Here is a 16,587-nt window from a genome sequence, read left to right on the forward strand (position 1 = left end):
ACTACTGATTATGAAAATTCTTACGGATAATAGCTTGGAATTATTCAAATCCGTCAGGAAAGGCAGTGATGATGGGCAGGAAACCGGCAAACCGGGCGGACGCGTTCGAGCTGCGGCACCTGCGCTATTTCACCACGCTGGTGGATGAGCGCAATTTCGAGCGCGCCGCCGCCCGCCTCGGCATTGCCCAGCCGGGATTGAGCCAGCAGATCATGGCGCTCGAGCAGATCGTCGGCATGCCGTTGCTTGACCGGACACGGCGATCGGTGAAGCTCACCACACCCGGCCAGCTTCTTTATGAGGATGCCCGCAAAATTCTTGCCAATGCCGAGGCAACGCTTGCGGCGCTTAAACGCGTCGATCGCGGCGAGACGGGCCGCATCTCCATCGGTTATGTCGCTTCGGCCGCCTATTCCGGCCTGATGATCCAGTCCATCGCCAGTTTCCGCGCCTCTCATCCCGATGTGGAACTGCAACTGATCGAGATGGAGATGCGGCTGCAACTCGCCAAGATCGCCGACGGAAATCTGGATTTTGCTTTCATCCGCCCGCCTGCGCCCGTTCCGGAAGGTGTCACAACCCATGTGGTTCTGCGCGAACCGCTGGTGGCCGCACTTCCTGAAAACCATCCCCTGGCCTTTGCGCTGCAGGTCGATCTCAAGAACCTTGCCGACGAGACCTTCATCACACCGCGGCAGCCGCCGGATGTCGGCTTTCATTACAATACGATAGAAGCCTGCAACGAGGCCGGGTTCCAGCCGACGATAAGCCCGGAAGGCCGGGATTACACCACCATTACCAGCATGGTGGCGATCGGTCTCGGCGTGGCGCTGGTGCCGCGCTCGCTCGATTGTCTGCGGTTGCCGGGCGTGCGCTACGTGCCGCTTGCAGCAAGCGCCACGACGTCCGACCTCGCCATCGCCCACCGGAAAACGGAAGCCTCTCCCGCCGTCAGGGCATTCATTCTCCATACCCGAAATTGACGCGACAGCATCCGTGGACGAAAAAAACCGTCATCATCCGTTTACGCGGCATCGACGACAACAGGCCGGGCGATGCAACTACATGAGATTACGGAAAGAATGGCGCTCTTTTCGGCAAACCAGAAGCAAGGCCTAAATCCCGTACGGACATTTCCTGTTCCCGCTTATCCCCGCGGCCGCGGCGCACCGCATAATCGCGGCAGATTTCGATTTACGGGAGACAGCAATGGCTGAGACTTACGAACACCACGCCGCAGGCCTCGAATCCCCGGCATCCCATGCTTTCGAGGTTGTTCCTGATGATACAACCCCGCTTCCTTCCCCCACGCGCGCCATCTATGTGGGCAATGGTGGTCATCTCTGCCTGACCCTGCTTTCCGGCGCGACGGCGACCTTCCAGAACCTGCCCGCAGGCAGCCTGCTGCCGGTCAGGGCCACGCGCATATTTGCGACCCGCACCACCGCGACAGGCATTCTGGGGCTCAATTGAGCCGCTCCATCGCCAGCCGATCATCGATCTGAAACGCGGCCCCCCGCCAGACGCCCACCAAGGAGTGTGACACTTTCATGACAAGCTTTCAGGTTGATGTCAGCAAAATGAAGCATCCGCCATTGACCGGCCCATGCGGCAGCTTGAACAGCGGCGTTCCCGCCCCTTTTTCGTTGCCGCCGGCCTATTGGAAATCTGGTGGATCTGACAGTGGCTCTTTTTACCGCAAAAGCGACGGGAACAGTAACGTATCGTCCGGAGATCGGCAGCGTGCCGCTCAGCTTGCTGACGGCGGCCTATCTGCTGTTTTTCACGAACCGGACATTCTGGTCGAAGGTTCACACCTATCTTTCCGCCTATCCGGTTGCCATCGTCGCGCTTTATGTCGCCATGGCCGCCCTTCTCAGCGCGCTCATCATCATTTTTTCCGCCAAATATATCATCAAGCCGTTTTTGATCGTCCTGGTCTTCGCCGCGGCGGCCGCTTCCTGGTTCATGGATCGTTACGGCATCGTCATCGACAGCGACATGATCCGCAACGCCATGGAGACGACACAGGCGGAGGCAGGCAATCTCATCACGCCCGGCTTTCTCTGGCATATGGCGATTTACGGACTGGTGCCGTCCCTCGTCATCATCGCCGTCCGCATCAGACACCGGCAGATCCTCGACAAGCTTTTGTGGAACACGATCAGCATCCTGATCTGTCTTTCCATCGCCGGCATCATCAGCTTCGCCAATTCCAAGACCTTCACCACCGCCGTACGCCAGCACAAGGATATCGTCAAAAGCGTCAATCCCCTGTCGCCGATCATGTCGGCCATTCATTATTTCACACTGGCCGGCAAGGAAGTCGATATTCAGGTCAGCCCGGTCGGCAGGGATGCGAAAATTCTGCCTTCATTGGGCGGCGTCCGCAAACCCCGCATCACCGTCATCGTGGCGGGTGAGACGGCGCGGGCCGCGAACTTTTCCCTGAACGGTTATGGGCGCGATACCAATCCCGAACTCGCAAAACGCGGCGTGATCTATTTTCCGAACACGACCAGTTGCGGCACTGCGACAGCGATTTCCATTCCCTGCATGTTCTCGAAGTTTCCGCGTTCGCAATATAGTCACAACAAGGCGCTCGCCAATGAAAACGTCATGGATGTTCTCGTCCATGCCGGGGTCAGCGCGACATGGCTGGATAACAATACCGGCAGCAAGAACGTGGCCGACCGCATCCCTTATTTCGATCTGCCCTCGACCAATGACAGCCGCTTCTGCACTGGCGGGGAATGCCGCGACGACATCTTCTTCGACAAGCTCGACGCCTGGCTCAACAATGTCACCAAGGACAGCGTCATCGTGCTGCACCAGATGGGCAGCCATGGGCCGACCTATTATCTGCGCTATACCGATGAATTCCGCAAATTCACCCCGGATTGCCGCACGGCCGAGCTTGGCAACTGCTCCGATGCGGAAATCGCCAATTCCTACGACAACACGCTTCTTTATACAGACCATTTCCTTTCGACCGTGATCGACAAGCTGAAGGCCCGCTCCGACAGGCTGGCGACGGGCATGATCTACGCATCGGACCACGGCGAATCGCTTGGTGAAAACGGCGTCTATCTGCATGGCGCGCCCTATCTGCTGGCGCCCGACCAGCAGACCCATGTGCCGTTTCTGGTCTGGTACGATGACGACTTTGCGAAATCCATGGGGCTCAACAAAGCCTGCCTGGCAAAAACCGCCGCAGAGGGCGGGCGCTCGCACGACAATTATTTCCACAGCATCCTCGGCATGATGAACGTCTCCACATCGGTCTACGATCCCTCGCTTGATGTGTTCGGCGGCTGCACCCAGCGCCAGAACAGCTGAAACACCGTGCTTGACGCTTATCCGGAGAAAGAGATACGCAAGACGAAGCGATAGAGGGAGCTGTCTTGCGGGTTCTGCTTGTTGAAGATGATCATGTGCTGGGGGAAGCGCTGCGAGACCATGTCGCCGCAGCGGGTCATGCTGTCGACTGGTTCAAGACGCTGGGCGACGCCATGGCGGCGACGCTGACAATGGGTTACGGCCTCATCCTGCTCGACATGCGACTGCCGGATGGCGAAGGCATTACCCTTCTGCAAAGCCTGCGCCAGCGCGACGACGCGACACCTGTCATCATTCTGACGGCCCATGACCAGGTCTCCGACCGGATTGCCGGGCTGAATGCCGGGGCGGACGACTATCTCGTCAAGCCCTTCGATCTCAACGAGCTTTCGGCCCGCATGCTGGCGGTTTCGCGGCGTTACGAGGGGCGCTCGGCCCCCGTCATCCGCCTGCCAGGCATCGAGATCAACCAGGTGGCGCGCAATATCACGGTCGATGGAACGGCGCAGACGCTGAGCGCCCGGGAATGGGCCGTGCTCGAAAAACTCGTCGAGCATCCCGGTGCGGTCGTCTCGAAGGCGCAATTGCACGACACGCTTTACGAATTCGGTGCGGAAATTGAGAGCAACACGGTCGAGGTCTATATCAGCCGGCTGCGCAAGAAAATCGGCCATGACCGCGTCGAAACCGTGCGCGGCGTCGGCTACACCATCAGGTAAGAACGGCAGGCAGGCAGAAATGGCCAGACCGACCAGCATGACCCGTAAACTCGTCACAGCGCTGACGAGCGTTGTCGCCATATCCTGGCTTCTCGCCTGCGGACTGGGCGTCATGGTGATGCAGGACGAATTCGCCGAGATTTTCGACGCCGGCGTTGAGGAAACCGCAGAGAGGCTGCTGCCGCTGCTGGTGGACGACCTCAGGGAAAACAACACCGCGCCTGCCGCGCAAAAGCTCAATCAGACGTCGCAACGGGCGGAATATCTGACCTATCAGGTTCGCGACCGTGAAGGACAGGTGGTGCTGCATTCGCATGACAGTTCGACGGAGCCCTTCGAGGTCTCGCTCGAACCCGGTTTTTCCGAAACCGCGACCCAGCGCATCTTTACGATTGCGACACCGGACGGCAATTATTTCCTGCAGGTCGCCGATGCCTTCGCCAATCGCCGCGAGGCGATCCAAGAGGCGGGCACCGCGCTGCTGCTTCCCGTTCTCATCCTCATTCCCGCCAGCATTTTCGCCGTCATCGTCGTGGTGCGCAGGACGCTGCGACCGATACAGACCCTGCGCGACGACATCGGCAAAAAGGACGGCGGCAATCTCGCACCGCTGCCAACGCAGCCCTTTCCGGCCGAACTTCATCCCATCGCCCGTTCGGTCAATCTGCTGCTCGGGCGGCTGCGATCGGCAATCGAGGCGGAACGGGAATTCACCGCCAACAGCGCCCATGAATTGCGCACGCCGATTGCCGGCGCCTTGGCGCAGGCGCAGCGGCTCCATGCCGATATTCCGCCGGAACTCGCGCCGCGCGTGGAAAATATCGAGAAATCCCTGCAGCATCTCGGCCATCTCGCCGAAAAACTGCTTCAGATGTCACGGGCGGAAGCAAGGATCGGGGTTACCGACAAGGCGAACGATCTCATTCCCGTTCTCGAACTCGTCATCGACGATATGATGAGAACGGCAATCGGCTCATCCCGCATCCGTTTCACCAATCGCTGCGAGAGCGGCCTGTCCTGCAGGATAGGCGCGGATGCCTTCGGTATCATCATCCGCAACCTCCTCGAAAACGCGCTGATCCACAGCCCGCCGGAAAGCCCCGTGCAGGTCGTCGCCGAAACGGATGGCACGATCCGCGTCGTGAATTCCGGCCCGGCAATCGACGGTGCGCTCCTGCCCAAGCTGACGACGCGGTTTACCCGAGGCCAGACCACGGCTGACGGCACCGGGCTTGGCCTCGCCATCGTCAAAAGCCTGGTGGAGCAGACCGGCGGAGAACTGGTGCTCTCCTCTCCGGCGCCCGGCCGGCAGGACGGTTTTGAGGCCCGCATCGTTCTTCCGGTCGAAGCCGCCTGAATGCGGTGAAAACAAAAACCCCGCCGGGAAGGCGGGGCTTTTATCGGTTCGGATAGAACGGAAGGGCTCAATCCTCGTGGATATGGCTGTGATCGCGCGTATCGCGCATCTTCACATAAACCACCAGCGACAGCGCGATCATGATCGTCACATACCAGAAGAACCAGTTTTCGTGGCCGATCTGCTTGAATTTCAGGGCTACGAATTCCGCCGTTCCGCCGAATATGGTGTTTGCCAGCGCATAGGGCAGAGCCACGCCAAGCGCGCGGATATGGGCGGGGAACATTTCCGCCTTCACCACCGCATTGATGGAAGTGTAACCGGTAACGATCAGCAGGCCGACCAGCACGAGAGCGAAAGCCATGATCGGATCGGTCGTCGTCGAAAGCGTGCTGAAGATTGCGTAGGTGAACAGCGTGCCAAGAATGCCGAAGCCCACCATCAGCGGCTTGCGGCCGATCTTGTCCGAAAGCGCGCCGGCAATCGGTTGACACAGCATGAAGACGAAGAGTGCCGCCGTGGTGATTTCGGTGGCGCTTTCCTTGCTGAAACCTGACGTGTTGACGAGGAATTTCTGCAGATAGGTCGTGTAGGCATAAAAGGCGAGCGTGCCGCCTGAGGTCAGCGCCATCACCATCAGCGCTTCCCTCGGATAGTGCTTGAACAGCGCCCATCCGCTGGATTTCGGCTTGTCGGCCTCACCCGCCTTGGCGTTTTCGAAGGACTGCGTCTCGGCAAGGCCGCGACGGATATAGAATACCGCGATCGCCAGAATGCCGCCGATGAAGAAGGGAATGCGCCAGCCCCAGGAGCCCAGCTGTTCCGGTGTCAAGGCCCGCTGCAGCACCAGAAGCACCGCCAGCGCCAGAAGCTGACCGGAAATCAGCGTCACATACTGGAAGCTGGAGAAGAAACCGCGGTGGTTTTTTCCGGCCATTTCGCTGAGATAGGTTGCGCTGGCGCCATATTCGCCACCGACGCTGATACCCTGCAGAAGACGGGCGAAAACCAGAATGGCCGGTGCGGCAATGCCGATCGTCTCGTGGCCGGGCGTGATCGCGATCAAAAGCGAACCGAGACACATCAGCGTCACTGACAGCGTCAGGCCGGCCTTTCGGCCCTTGCGATCGGCATAGGTGCCCATGAACCACGCCCCGATGGGCCGCATCAGAAATCCGACAGCGAAAACGGCGGCCGCACTCAGGAGCTCGGCGGTCTGGTTTCCGGAAGGGAAAAACACCGGCGCGAAATAAAGGGTGAAGGCCGAATAGACGTACCAGTCGTACCATTCGACGAGGTTGCCCGCCGATCCGCCGATAATGGATTTCAAACGGGTTTTCTGATCCGGTGCCGTGGCAGGACCATTTGCCATAATATTCACGGGTAAACTCCAATTCATCTTCGTCTGGAGATGGAAGGGCGAACGGAAGGTGTGATAATTTGTCGCTCTCGGTGGGGGTATATACCCGTCATATTGCGGTGCGCAAGTTTATACCGCATTGCGATATTGCCGAGGAAACAGTCAGGGCTTCCAAGACCCTCGTGGCTGCCGACCTTTAACCACCGGTCTTCTCGTCGGGATTTTGGGTAGACACCGCGAAAGTAAAAAGCGCCGCGACTGTGATCCGCCTTGTAAGCCGCCCGCGCTCAAACTAAAAAATATCAATGATTTACGATATATCCGACGTCCAGATCGAAAAGCTCCTCATTGCCGCCGCCCGTGCCGGCGAGGCGCTGGCGCGGCTGGACGAGCGGATCGACCGGTCACCGATGAAACAAGGCTTCATCGAAAGGCAGGATTTCACCGACGCCATTTCCTCCATGTGGGTGGATGGCGAACTCGTCCATATGGAAGATCTGGTGCTGCACGACGCGCATATGGATGTACGCGCACCGACCCATGAAATGACGGCGGCGCACCGGATTCTCCGCTCAAGACGGTTGATCTTTTCCAATGCCGCCGGCTGGGCCTTTACCGCGCCGGGCCTTTCGAGGCTCCGCGGCAGGGCCGCGCTTGCCCAAGAGGCAGCGCCCCCCAAACAAACGCTTGATCACTCTCTTGATGAAGAAGCCGACGCGGAGGGAGAAACATTGCTGGATGGCGCTTTTTCCGAGCTGGACGCGCTTCTGGCGCGCAGCGCCGCAACGCTCGATGCGATTACCACCGGCAACGCGCTTCCGACGATGCACCGGGAGGAAAGCCATGCGATCATCAACGAACCCGACTGGGACGAGGATGAACGGCTGAAAGAATGGTGGGAGGTGCACGCGCGGACGGAGGATTTACCCGCAATTCTCCGCACCGCCATCCTGCTCGACGCCTGGAACATGATCGAGGTGCTGCAACGCAGCCCCTGGCTCGGCCGGCTTCTGGCCTCCGCCTTTCTGCGCGATGGCGCCGTGACGCCCGATCATCTGCCGGCCCTCAGCGCCGGTCTCCGCGCGATCCCACGGGAGCGCCGGCACGCCCGGAACCAGACGCAACGCCTTATCGCCCTTCTCGACAGCTTTTACGAAGCGGCGCAAGCCGGCATGAAGGAACATGACCGGCTGACCCATGCGCGAGAACGCATGATGCGCAAACTGGCCGGCCGGCGTTCCTCCTCACGTTTGCCGGAACTCGTGGAACTTGTCGTCTCCCGGCCGGTGGTATCAGCGGCGATGATCGTCAAGGAACTCGGCACCACGCCGCAGGGCGCGATCGGCCTCGCCAACCAGCTGGAATTGCGGGAAGTAACGGGTCGTGGCCGGTTTCGCGCCTGGGGCATGCTGTAGCGAAAACCGCCCTAACCCCGCGGAAACCCGAAAAAACGGCAGTTTTTCGGCGTTTTCCCGGCAAGACGTGCCGCAGCAATGCGGCGATCACGAATCTTAACAAAATTTAACTATTGCGTAGGTGGATGAAGCCGCTATGTTCCTCGCTGCGTTGCAACACCGATTTCTTCTCCGGCAACGCGGTCGCATTCGGCCCGGCAACTTTTCTTTGCCGCCCGCATTTAAGTGTCCACCATCAGGGAGATGCAAATGACAATTTCAGTCTCACAACCCGATTCTGATCACGAAACCGATACTCCTTTCGCCAAAAAGGTCCTCACCGCTCGCAATCTCGCCGGATATACGGTGGAACAGCTTGCCGTGACCTGCGGCCTGACCACCAGCGAAATACGCGCCCTGGAAGACGGCACGGATAGCGATCCGCTGCGCATCCGACGCGTTGCCGCCGCACTGCATATTCCCGTCGAAACCGTTATCTGATCCTTCCAGCGATCACCGAAAATCTCAGCGCCGCCGGGGGACAATGTTCGCTGGAACATCCGGGCGGCGCGCGTGGCCTGATGACGCCAATCCCTTCCGGAACATTTTCCGCACCCCTCTCTTAACATTTTCGTTATTCGGCACCACATGGGTGTTCACGAGCGACCATGTTCGGCCGAGTGCGACATGTGCCCCGCTTGTGCGAGAGCAGCAACAACCTCCGGAATCCTGCCATGACACTAAGTCTCGACACCGAAGAACGCGTTTCTTCAGCACTGGATGAATTGTGGCCAGCGGAAAAGACGGAAATTCTCGACTGGCTCATCACCGGCACCAAGGACGAACGCTTTATCGACGAGATATTCGTGGAACTCTGCAGCAGGCTGCGGGCGAGCGGAATTTCCGTGGCGCGGGGCGTGCTCGCTTTCCGCATTCGCCATCCGCAATGGCTTGGCGCGCGCATCCTGTGGAAAGCCGGCCTGTCCTCCGCCGAGATCGCCACCTATGGCTATGGGTCTGAAAATACGCCCGAATATCTCAACAGCCCCATCAACGACATTCATCAGGGCGCCACCGAAGTTCGCCACCGGCTGAACGGAGAGGAGATCGATGAACCCGGCTATACGATCTACGAAGATCTGCGGGCTGAAGGGCTGACGGATTATTGCGCCTGGCCGATCGAACACACCTTCGGCAAGCGCCATGTCGCCACATTTTCCAGTGACCGGCCCGGCGGTTTTTCCGACAGCGAAATCCTCGCCTTGAAAAACCTGCTTCCGGCGCTTGCGCTGGTCAGTGAAATACGCCTGAAAAACCGCATGACGCGCACCCTGCTGGAAACCTATGTGGGGCCGCATGCGGGCGAAAAGATCCTCAATGGCGCAACGACACGCGGCAGCGGCATGACGGTCGGCGCGGCGATCCTGATCTGCGACCTGCGCAACTTCACCCATATTTCCGACCTCTGGCCGCGCGATGACGTCATCGAGCTTCTGAACGGTTATTTCGACGCCATGTGCGATCCCATCGAGGAATTCGGCGGCGAAATCCTGAAATTCATGGGCGACGGGCTGCTGGCGATTTTCCCGCTCAGCGATCCCAAGGCCTGCGAAAACCTGCTGAAAGCCATCGCCAGCGCCCAGAAAAGCCTCGTTGCGCTTAATGAAATCAATCGTCGGAAGGGCCACGATCCCCTGGGTTACGGCATCGGCGTGCATGTCGGTGATGTCATGTATGGCAATATCGGTTCGAAAACCCGCCTCGATTTCACCGTCATCGGCCCCGCCGTCAATATTGCCTCGCGGCTGGAAACGCTGACCAAGGAGACCGGGCGCAACGTGCTTTTCTCCGAAGAATTCGTCCGCATGGCAGGACATCAGGAAAAGCTCGAAAATCTCGGCCCATGGCTGCTGCGTGGCCTCGAAACCCCGGTCGAGGTTTACGCACTTCCGCCAGAGGCGAACATGATCTCCGACTGAACGGGTCGCCTTCACCCACCTTGCTCCACCCCGCACGGCGCCTTTTCAGCGATGCCGTTTCCGCTGTTCCGTCCCCTCTCAAAACGCTTGACACATCTGCGATGTCGATCTAGCAAAATAGAACATATATTCCATATCGAAACATTGCTTGCATTCATATTCTGTCTTTCCGGGAGTGAGAGACGGGTGTGAGAAACCGGAGGAAAGATGGTTACGAAATTGGCACTGCTCGGCGCTGGACGGATCGGCAAGGTCCACGCCAAGGCGATCACCACCGACAGCCGTGCGCAGCTGGTCGCCGTTGTGGACGCCATGGCCGGTGCTGCGGAAGCAATCGCCCGCGAAGCGCAGTGCAAGGTCAGCACGATTGATGAGGTTCTGGCCGACAAGACGATCGATGCCGTCATCATCTGCACGCCGACCAACACCCATGCCGACCTGATCGAGCGTTTCGCCCGGGCCGGCAAGGCGATCTTCTGCGAAAAGCCCGTCGATCTCGATGTTGCCCGCGCGGAAGCCTGCGCGAAGGTGGTTGAGGAAACCGGTGCGAAGGTGATGCTCGGTTTCAACCGCCGTTTCGACCCGCATTTCCAGGCCGTGCACAAGGCCATTGAAGATGGCCGCATCGGCAAGGTGGAAATGGTGACCATCACCAGCCGCGACCCCGGCCCGCCGCCGGCCGAATATATCAAGGTCTCCGGCGGTATCTTCCGCGACATGACCATTCATGATTTCGATATGGCCCGCTTCCTGCTCGGCGAGGAAGTGGAAAGCGTGTTTGCAACCGGTTCGGTTCTCGTCAATCCGGAGATCGGTGCGCTGGGTGATTTTGACAGCGCCAGCATCATCCTGACGACGAAAAGCGGCAGGCAGGCGGTCATTTCGAACTCTCGCCGCGCGACCTATGGTTACGACCAGCGCATCGAAGTGCACGGCTCGCTCGGTTCGGCAGCAGCCGAAAACCAGCGCCCGGTTTCCATCGAAATCGCCAATGCGGAAGGTTACACCCGCCCGCCGCTGCATGATTTCTTCATGACGCGTTATACGGCCGCCTATGCCGCGGAAATCACCGCTTTCATTGACAGCATCGAAAACAATGTCGCGCCCTCGCCTTCCATCAAGGACGGGCTGGTCGCGCTGAAGCTGGCCGACGCTGCGCTGAAATCCACCGCCTCGAAGGCGGCCGTAAAGATCGGCTGAAGAGAAAACCGAGGCGCTGTGCGCCTTGCTGAACCCGCTGTCCGCCGCGCAATTGTTGACGGCGGACAGCCGTGCCTGTGCGAAGGCCCTCGGCAGCAGGCCACATCATCCAGGCTCCACGCCGATCTGCATCGCGCCGCACCTCGCAGATCTGACAACAGGCCGGCGCACCCACCCTCCTCATTCCTGTGCTCGTCACGGGAAGCCAGCCGATGCGCGTCGACGCCGCGGGACGCATCCCTTTCGGTCAATGACTTAGGCTGGCTGAAATCCCTGTGGCAAGCGCGCCGATGAGGGGAGAGCACCGCAAAGCACGTTCCGGCAATCAACCTTGGAGAAGGCAGCTTCCGGACTTGCATGGCAGCTATTCGGAAAATAAGGTTGTCTGACAAGGTGCCGTCATAACATATGGCTGTTACCCACCTCATTCACCCCGAATACTCTTTTGCCGGCGGCGGTCGGATAGCGGTTTTTTCATGCCATCACCCAGGACCGGCTTTGTTTATGCGCTTGTCGCTTTCACGATCTTTGCGGCGCAGGATGGCATTTCGAAGCATCTGGGCAGCGCTTATCCGCCGGTTTTTATCGCCATGCTGCGATACTGGGCCTTTGCCGTCTTCGTTCTTTTGATGGCCGCAAGGTCGGCGGGCGGCATCAGGGGCGCCGTCATGGCCAACCGTCCCTGGCTGCAGATCGGCCGCGGCGTGCTTCTCGCCGTGCAGATCGTCATTTCGATCTTCTCCTTCGCCGTCGTCGGGCTGGCGCACAGCCATTCCATCCTTGCCTCCGCACCGCTGATCGTTGCGGCGCTGTCCATGCCTTTGCTGGGAGAACATGTGGGCTGGCGGCGCTGGAGCGCCATTTTTGTCGGCTTCATCGGCGTTCTCGTCATCCTCAAGCCAGAGGGCGACGGTTTCGACAACCGGCTGATGATCACCTTCGCGGCGACCTTCATGCTGGCGCTTTACAGCGTCCTGACCCGCCTCGGCAGCAAAAGCGATTCGGCGATGACAAGCTTCTTCTACACCGGCGTGGCCGGTGCGGCGGCCCTGACGCTGGTCGGTCCGTTTTATTGGGTCAGCATCGCGCCGCAGGATTGGGGATGGATGCTGGCGCTCTGCATTACCGGCATGAGCGGCCACTATTGCCTGATAAAGGCCTTCGAACTGGCGGATGCCGCCTCCGTGCAGCCCTTTTCCTATTACCAGCTGGTGCTCGTCTCCATCATCGGCGTCACCGTCTATGGCGAGGTCTTGACATCAAACATGGTCATCGGTGCGACAATCGTTATTGCCGCCGGCCTCTTCACCATCTGGCGGGAACATGTGGTTGCCCGCAAGAACCGCCAGATGGTGAAGAAGGAACCGAATTAGGCCTGCCGGCGCTGGAGATGCTCTAGACGAGAGCCGCTTCGCAACGCAGAAGCATCCCAAACAGATCACGCGGCTCATCCGGATCGGCCAGCAGATCAAGCTCCGTATAAAGCCCGGTGGATGGCAGTTTCGAGCGCACATAACGCAGCGCCGAAAAATCTTCCGTCGCGAAGCCGACGCTGTCGAACAGCGTGATCTGCCTGTCGTTCCCCCGCCCCTGCTTTTCCCCGGTAGTGACCTGCCAGAGCTCGGTAACGGGATAGTCCGCCGGCAATTGCTGGATTTCGCCTTCGATGCGCGTCTGCGGCGGATATTCGACGAAAATATCCGATCGCAACAGAATATCCCGGTGCAACTCCGTCTTACCGGGGCAATCGCCGCCAACGGCGTTGATGTGAATGCCGGGCCCGACCATGTTGTCGGTCAGGATCGTCGCATATTGTTTGTCGGCGGTGACTGTCGTGATGATGTCAGCCCCTTCGACCGCTTCCTGCGCGCTTTCGCAGATCTTGATGGCAAAACCCTGCCCGGCAAGATTGCGGGCGCATTTTTCACTGGCGGACCGATCGATATCGAAAAGGCGCAGCGTATCGACGCCGAGAATGGCCTTGAAGGCGCGCGCCTGGAATTCGCTCTGCGCGCCATTGCCGATGATGGCCATGGAGCGGGAATTTTTGCGGGCGAGATATTTCGCCGCAACGGCTGATGTTGCGGCGGTGCGCAGCGCCGTCAGGATCGTCATCTCGGTCAGGAGCAGCGGATAACCATTGCCGACATCGGAAAGCACGCCGAAAGCCGTCACTGTCTGGCGGCCTTCCTTCATGTTTTTCGGATGGCCATTGACATATTTGAAGCCGTAAAGCGTGCCATCGCTGGTCGGCATCAACTCGATAACACCTTCCTTCGAATGCGAGGCGATGCGCGGCGTCTTGTCGAAGCTTTCCCAACGGCGAAAATCCTCTTCCACCACATCGGCAAGCTCGCGCAGGAACGTATCGATGCCTACGCGCAGCACGAGTTTCATCATGTGATCGACGCTGACGAAGGGCACGATATTGAGGTTCGGTATCACGGTCATCACATCACCCCTTTCAACCGGCCCGCGTCGGGCGGTCCATAACCCGCTTGCCCAGCAGGCTGGCGGCAAGATCGACCATCAGGGTCGCGGTTCTGCCGCGCTCGTCGAGAAACGGGTTGAGCTCCACGAGATCAAGACTGCAGACCAGCCCGCTATCATGCAGCATTTCCATGACGAGATGCGCCTCGCGGAACGTCGCGCCACCCGGAACCGTGGTGCCGACGGCCGGCGCGATGGAGGGCTCAAGAAAATCGACATCGAGACTGACATGCAAAAGACCGTTTGCCGCCTGAACCCGCGCCAAAAATTGACGCAGGAGAACGGCAACGCCGTGTTCGTCTATCGAACGCATGTCGTGAACGGTGATGCCGCTCTCTTCCAGTGCGGCCCTTTCGGCCGGATCAACGCTGCGGATGCCGATCATGCCGATATTGTCTTCAGGAACCGCATGGGAAAGCGGCGGGAAATAACCCTCAAACCCCTTTCGCCCGCTGAAATAGGCAACCGGCGTGCCGTGCAGATTGCCGCTGCGCGTCGTCTCCAGCGTATGGTAATCGGTATGGGCATCAAGCCAGAGCACAAAAAACGGCCGGCCGGTCTCGGCCACCCGGCGCGCCATGCCGGCGACCGTCCCCGCAGAAATCGCATGGTCGCCGCCGAGGAAGATCGGCACGGCGCCGGCGCTTTCACGATAGGCAGCCTCTGTCAGCGCCTCCGTCCAGGCCACGGTTTCAGCCAGATGATGCACCGCCGGGTTGGGATGGCAAAATTCTCGCAACGGCGCGGGCGTCACATTGCCGGTATCGACGACCCGATGCCCCAGTTCTTCGAGAGCGTGTGCCAGCCCTGCGACGCGATAGGCGCTGGGGCCCATCTCGCATCCCAATTGCCCGGCCCCGATCTGCAGCGGCGCACCGATCAGCCTGATATCCATTCCCGTCCTCGCTTTCCTGCCAATAGCCCAGTTCAACACAGTGACCCGGCGAAATGAACATCAAATATTGGCAATATTATCGAAATAAGCTATCGATCTGCTAAAATTAATTTATCAAACTGGTCATCATGGATAATCTCGACGAACGGCTCATCACCCTTTTGCGGCATAATGGCAGGCGCAGCATTTCTGATCTCGCAATCGAGACGGAAACCTCGCGCGCGACGGTGCGCTCGCGCATCGAAAGAATGGAGAACGACGGCACCATCATCGGTTACACCGTCATTCTACGCGCCGACGCGGTGGAGGCGGCGATCCGCGGCATCATGATGATCGAGATTGAAGGCCATGTGACTGATCGTGTCATCCGCACCCTTGGCGGTTTTCCGGAAATATCCGAAATCCACAGCACCAACGGCCGCTGGGACCTGATCGTGGAACTCAACGCCGCCACACTCAGCGATTTCGACGCGGTGCTCCGCCGCATCCGCCTGGTGCCCGGCATTACCGGCAGCGAGACCAGCCTCCTGCTCTCCACCCCGCGCTCCACCCGCGCACGGCTCTGACCCCTGAGACGAAACGCAAAACAGGGATAAAACGCATTTTTCGATTTTTTCGACTTGCGCCTCGCAATAAATCATCTATATGACGACCCACCAAAGCGAACGCGGCAACGTGCTTCAGGCTTTTGGGGAATAGTTCAATGGTAGAACGACGGACTCTGACTCCGTTAATCTTGGTTCGAATCCAGGTTCCCCAGCCAAATTTCTCCAAATAAAATCAGCTTCTTGAGTTTGGAATGGTACGCGCTATCGCGATGCCCCGTTCAAACGCGATAAACGGCCGCTCCACCAGACATGCCCGCGCCAGCCGCTGTTAAAAGCAGGGTTTCGCCTTCCGTGAAAGGCCTTTCGGCATTGGCGACGGACAGCGAAAGCGGAATGGTTGCGGCGGAGGAATTGCCGAAGCTTTCTATCGTGCGAACCGTCTTTTGCCTGTTAATGCCGAGATTGCCGCAGACGGCGTCAAACATGCGGGCATTGGCCTGATGGGGTACGAAACGGTCGATGTCGGCTGCCGTCATTCCGGCCTCGTTCAGCACCCTTTTCGAGGTCTCTGTCATCAGCATCACGGCGCGGGAGAAGACCTCGCGGCCATCGCGCATTGTCATTAGCACCTCTTCGGCGGATGTATCGGCAGAGAACGGCTGGCTACTGCCTCCCGCCGCTATCTGGATCAGATCATAACCGCCGCCATCCGCAACAAGATCGGCTGACAAAAGCCCGCGCTGCGCCTCTCTGCAGGGCTTGAGTACAACGGCGCCGGCGGCATCAGCGAACAGGACCGCGCTTGCCCTTTCCACCGGATTGATACGGCGGCTCAATATATTGGCGGCAACGACGAGCACGGCGCGGCCGTGGGTGCGGACAAAGCCATCGGCAAGGGTGAGCGCATAAAGAAAGCCGGAACAGGCCCCAGCGAGATCGATCGCGCCGGATCGGACGAGGCCCAGCCGGTGTGCGAGCAGCGGTGCCGAGGGTGGCAGAAGATGATCCGGTGTAGAAGTTGCAAGCAGCGTCAGCGCGATCTCGGCGGAGCCAATTTCCGCATCTTCCAGCGCCATGCGGCTGGCTCTTGCGGCAAGGCCGCTCAACGTGTCACCCTCATGCGCCCAATAACGCGTGCGGATGCCGGTGCGCCTCTCGATCCAGCCGGCCTCCAGCCCGAGGCTGGCCTCTATCTCGGCATTATCGACACATCTTGACGGAACGGCATGACCAAAACCGGCCATGCGGGAAGAACGGGTCTGCATTGTCAGGGCTTTCGGAGACGGTTCTGGAACAGGCTGAACAT

General features: G+C 59.4%; 15 protein-coding genes and 1 tRNA gene. 12 read left to right on the forward strand and 4 right to left on the reverse strand.

Annotation, left to right across the window (positions count from 1 at the left end; genetic code table 11):
* Positions 1-68: 68 nt before the first annotated feature.
* From CFB10_RS18930 to CFB10_RS18950, 5 genes are all read left to right on the forward strand, one after another.
* Positions 69-983, forward strand: coding sequence for a LysR family transcriptional regulator (locus CFB10_RS18930; RefSeq protein ID WP_004431656.1), 915 nt, complete (start codon positions 69-71; stop codon positions 981-983).
* A gap of 226 nt (positions 984-1,209) precedes the next feature.
* The gene (locus tag CFB10_RS18935) at positions 1,210-1,473 is read left to right on the forward strand and encodes a hypothetical protein (RefSeq protein WP_020010071.1); all 264 of its coding nucleotides are present in this window, start codon (positions 1,210-1,212) and stop codon (positions 1,471-1,473) included.
* A 198-nt stretch (positions 1,474-1,671) separates the two neighbouring features.
* Positions 1,672-3,339 (forward strand): phosphoethanolamine transferase, encoded by a 1,668-nt coding sequence (locus tag CFB10_RS18940; RefSeq protein ID WP_020010072.1) that lies wholly within the window; start codon positions 1,672-1,674, stop codon positions 3,337-3,339.
* A 65-nt stretch (positions 3,340-3,404) separates the two neighbouring features.
* Complete coding sequence (locus CFB10_RS18945; RefSeq protein WP_020010073.1) at positions 3,405-4,058, forward strand: response regulator transcription factor; 654 nt, start codon at positions 3,405-3,407, stop codon at positions 4,056-4,058.
* A gap of 19 nt (positions 4,059-4,077) precedes the next feature.
* Positions 4,078-5,415 (forward strand): HAMP domain-containing sensor histidine kinase, encoded by a 1,338-nt coding sequence (locus tag CFB10_RS18950; RefSeq protein WP_020010074.1) that lies wholly within the window; start codon positions 4,078-4,080, stop codon positions 5,413-5,415.
* A 67-nt stretch (positions 5,416-5,482) separates the two neighbouring features.
* Here the strand turns inward: CFB10_RS18950 and CFB10_RS18955 are convergent, their stop codons facing one another.
* Positions 5,483-6,787: an MFS transporter gene (locus tag CFB10_RS18955; RefSeq protein ID WP_020010075.1), complete on the reverse strand. Its 1,305-nt coding sequence runs from the start codon at positions 6,785-6,787 to the stop codon at positions 5,483-5,485.
* A gap of 293 nt (positions 6,788-7,080) precedes the next feature.
* Between CFB10_RS18955 and CFB10_RS18960 the strand changes: the two genes are divergently transcribed.
* The 5 genes from CFB10_RS18960 to CFB10_RS18985 all read left to right on the forward strand — a co-directional run bounded on the left by CFB10_RS18960 (position 7,081) and on the right by CFB10_RS18985 (position 12,721).
* The gene (locus CFB10_RS18960; protein WP_020010076.1) at positions 7,081-8,190 is read left to right on the forward strand and encodes an RHE_PE00001 family protein; all 1,110 of its coding nucleotides are present in this window, start codon (positions 7,081-7,083) and stop codon (positions 8,188-8,190) included.
* A 249-nt stretch (positions 8,191-8,439) separates the two neighbouring features.
* Positions 8,440-8,670 (forward strand): helix-turn-helix domain-containing protein, encoded by a 231-nt coding sequence (locus tag CFB10_RS18965; RefSeq protein ID WP_020010077.1) that lies wholly within the window; start codon positions 8,440-8,442, stop codon positions 8,668-8,670.
* Between the two features lie 233 nt (positions 8,671-8,903).
* Complete coding sequence (locus CFB10_RS18970; RefSeq protein ID WP_020010078.1) at positions 8,904-10,148, forward strand: adenylate/guanylate cyclase domain-containing protein; 1,245 nt, start codon at positions 8,904-8,906, stop codon at positions 10,146-10,148.
* A gap of 207 nt (positions 10,149-10,355) precedes the next feature.
* A complete protein-coding gene (gene iolG, locus CFB10_RS18980) occupies positions 10,356-11,348 on the forward strand; it encodes an inositol 2-dehydrogenase (protein ID WP_026363582.1) in 993 nt (330 codons plus the stop codon).
* A gap of 476 nt (positions 11,349-11,824) precedes the next feature.
* Positions 11,825-12,721, forward strand: coding sequence for a DMT family transporter (locus CFB10_RS18985; protein WP_020010080.1), 897 nt, complete (start codon positions 11,825-11,827; stop codon positions 12,719-12,721).
* A gap of 22 nt (positions 12,722-12,743) precedes the next feature.
* Here CFB10_RS18985 and CFB10_RS18990 read toward each other — a convergent pair whose 3' ends face one another.
* Both CFB10_RS18990 and rocF read right to left on the reverse strand, forming a co-directional pair.
* Entirely contained in the window at positions 12,744-13,799 is a 1,056-nt protein-coding gene (locus CFB10_RS18990; RefSeq protein ID WP_020010081.1) for an ornithine cyclodeaminase, read from the reverse strand.
* A gap of 13 nt (positions 13,800-13,812) precedes the next feature.
* Positions 13,813-14,733, reverse strand: a complete 921-nt coding sequence (gene rocF, locus CFB10_RS18995; protein ID WP_020010082.1) for an arginase — start codon at positions 14,731-14,733, stop codon at positions 13,813-13,815.
* 128 nt (positions 14,734-14,861) lie between these two features.
* Here rocF and CFB10_RS19000 point away from each other — a divergent pair, with 128 nt between their 5' ends.
* Together CFB10_RS19000 and CFB10_RS19005 are read left to right on the forward strand one after the other, a co-directional pair.
* Positions 14,862-15,299, forward strand: a complete 438-nt coding sequence (locus tag CFB10_RS19000) for an Lrp/AsnC family transcriptional regulator (RefSeq protein WP_003508428.1) — start codon at positions 14,862-14,864, stop codon at positions 15,297-15,299.
* A 123-nt stretch (positions 15,300-15,422) separates the two neighbouring features.
* A tRNA-Gln gene (locus CFB10_RS19005) sits at positions 15,423-15,496 on the forward strand.
* A gap of 63 nt (positions 15,497-15,559) precedes the next feature.
* Here the strand turns inward: CFB10_RS19005 and CFB10_RS19010 are convergent.
* Positions 15,560-16,546, reverse strand: a complete 987-nt coding sequence (locus tag CFB10_RS19010) for a beta-ketoacyl-ACP synthase III (protein ID WP_020010083.1) — start codon at positions 16,544-16,546, stop codon at positions 15,560-15,562.
* Positions 16,547-16,587 lie beyond the last annotated feature (41 nt).

The sequence above is a fragment of the Agrobacterium sp. 719_389 genome (assembly GCF_900188475.1).
Taxonomy (GTDB): Bacteria; Pseudomonadota; Alphaproteobacteria; order Rhizobiales; family Rhizobiaceae; genus Agrobacterium; species Agrobacterium radiobacter.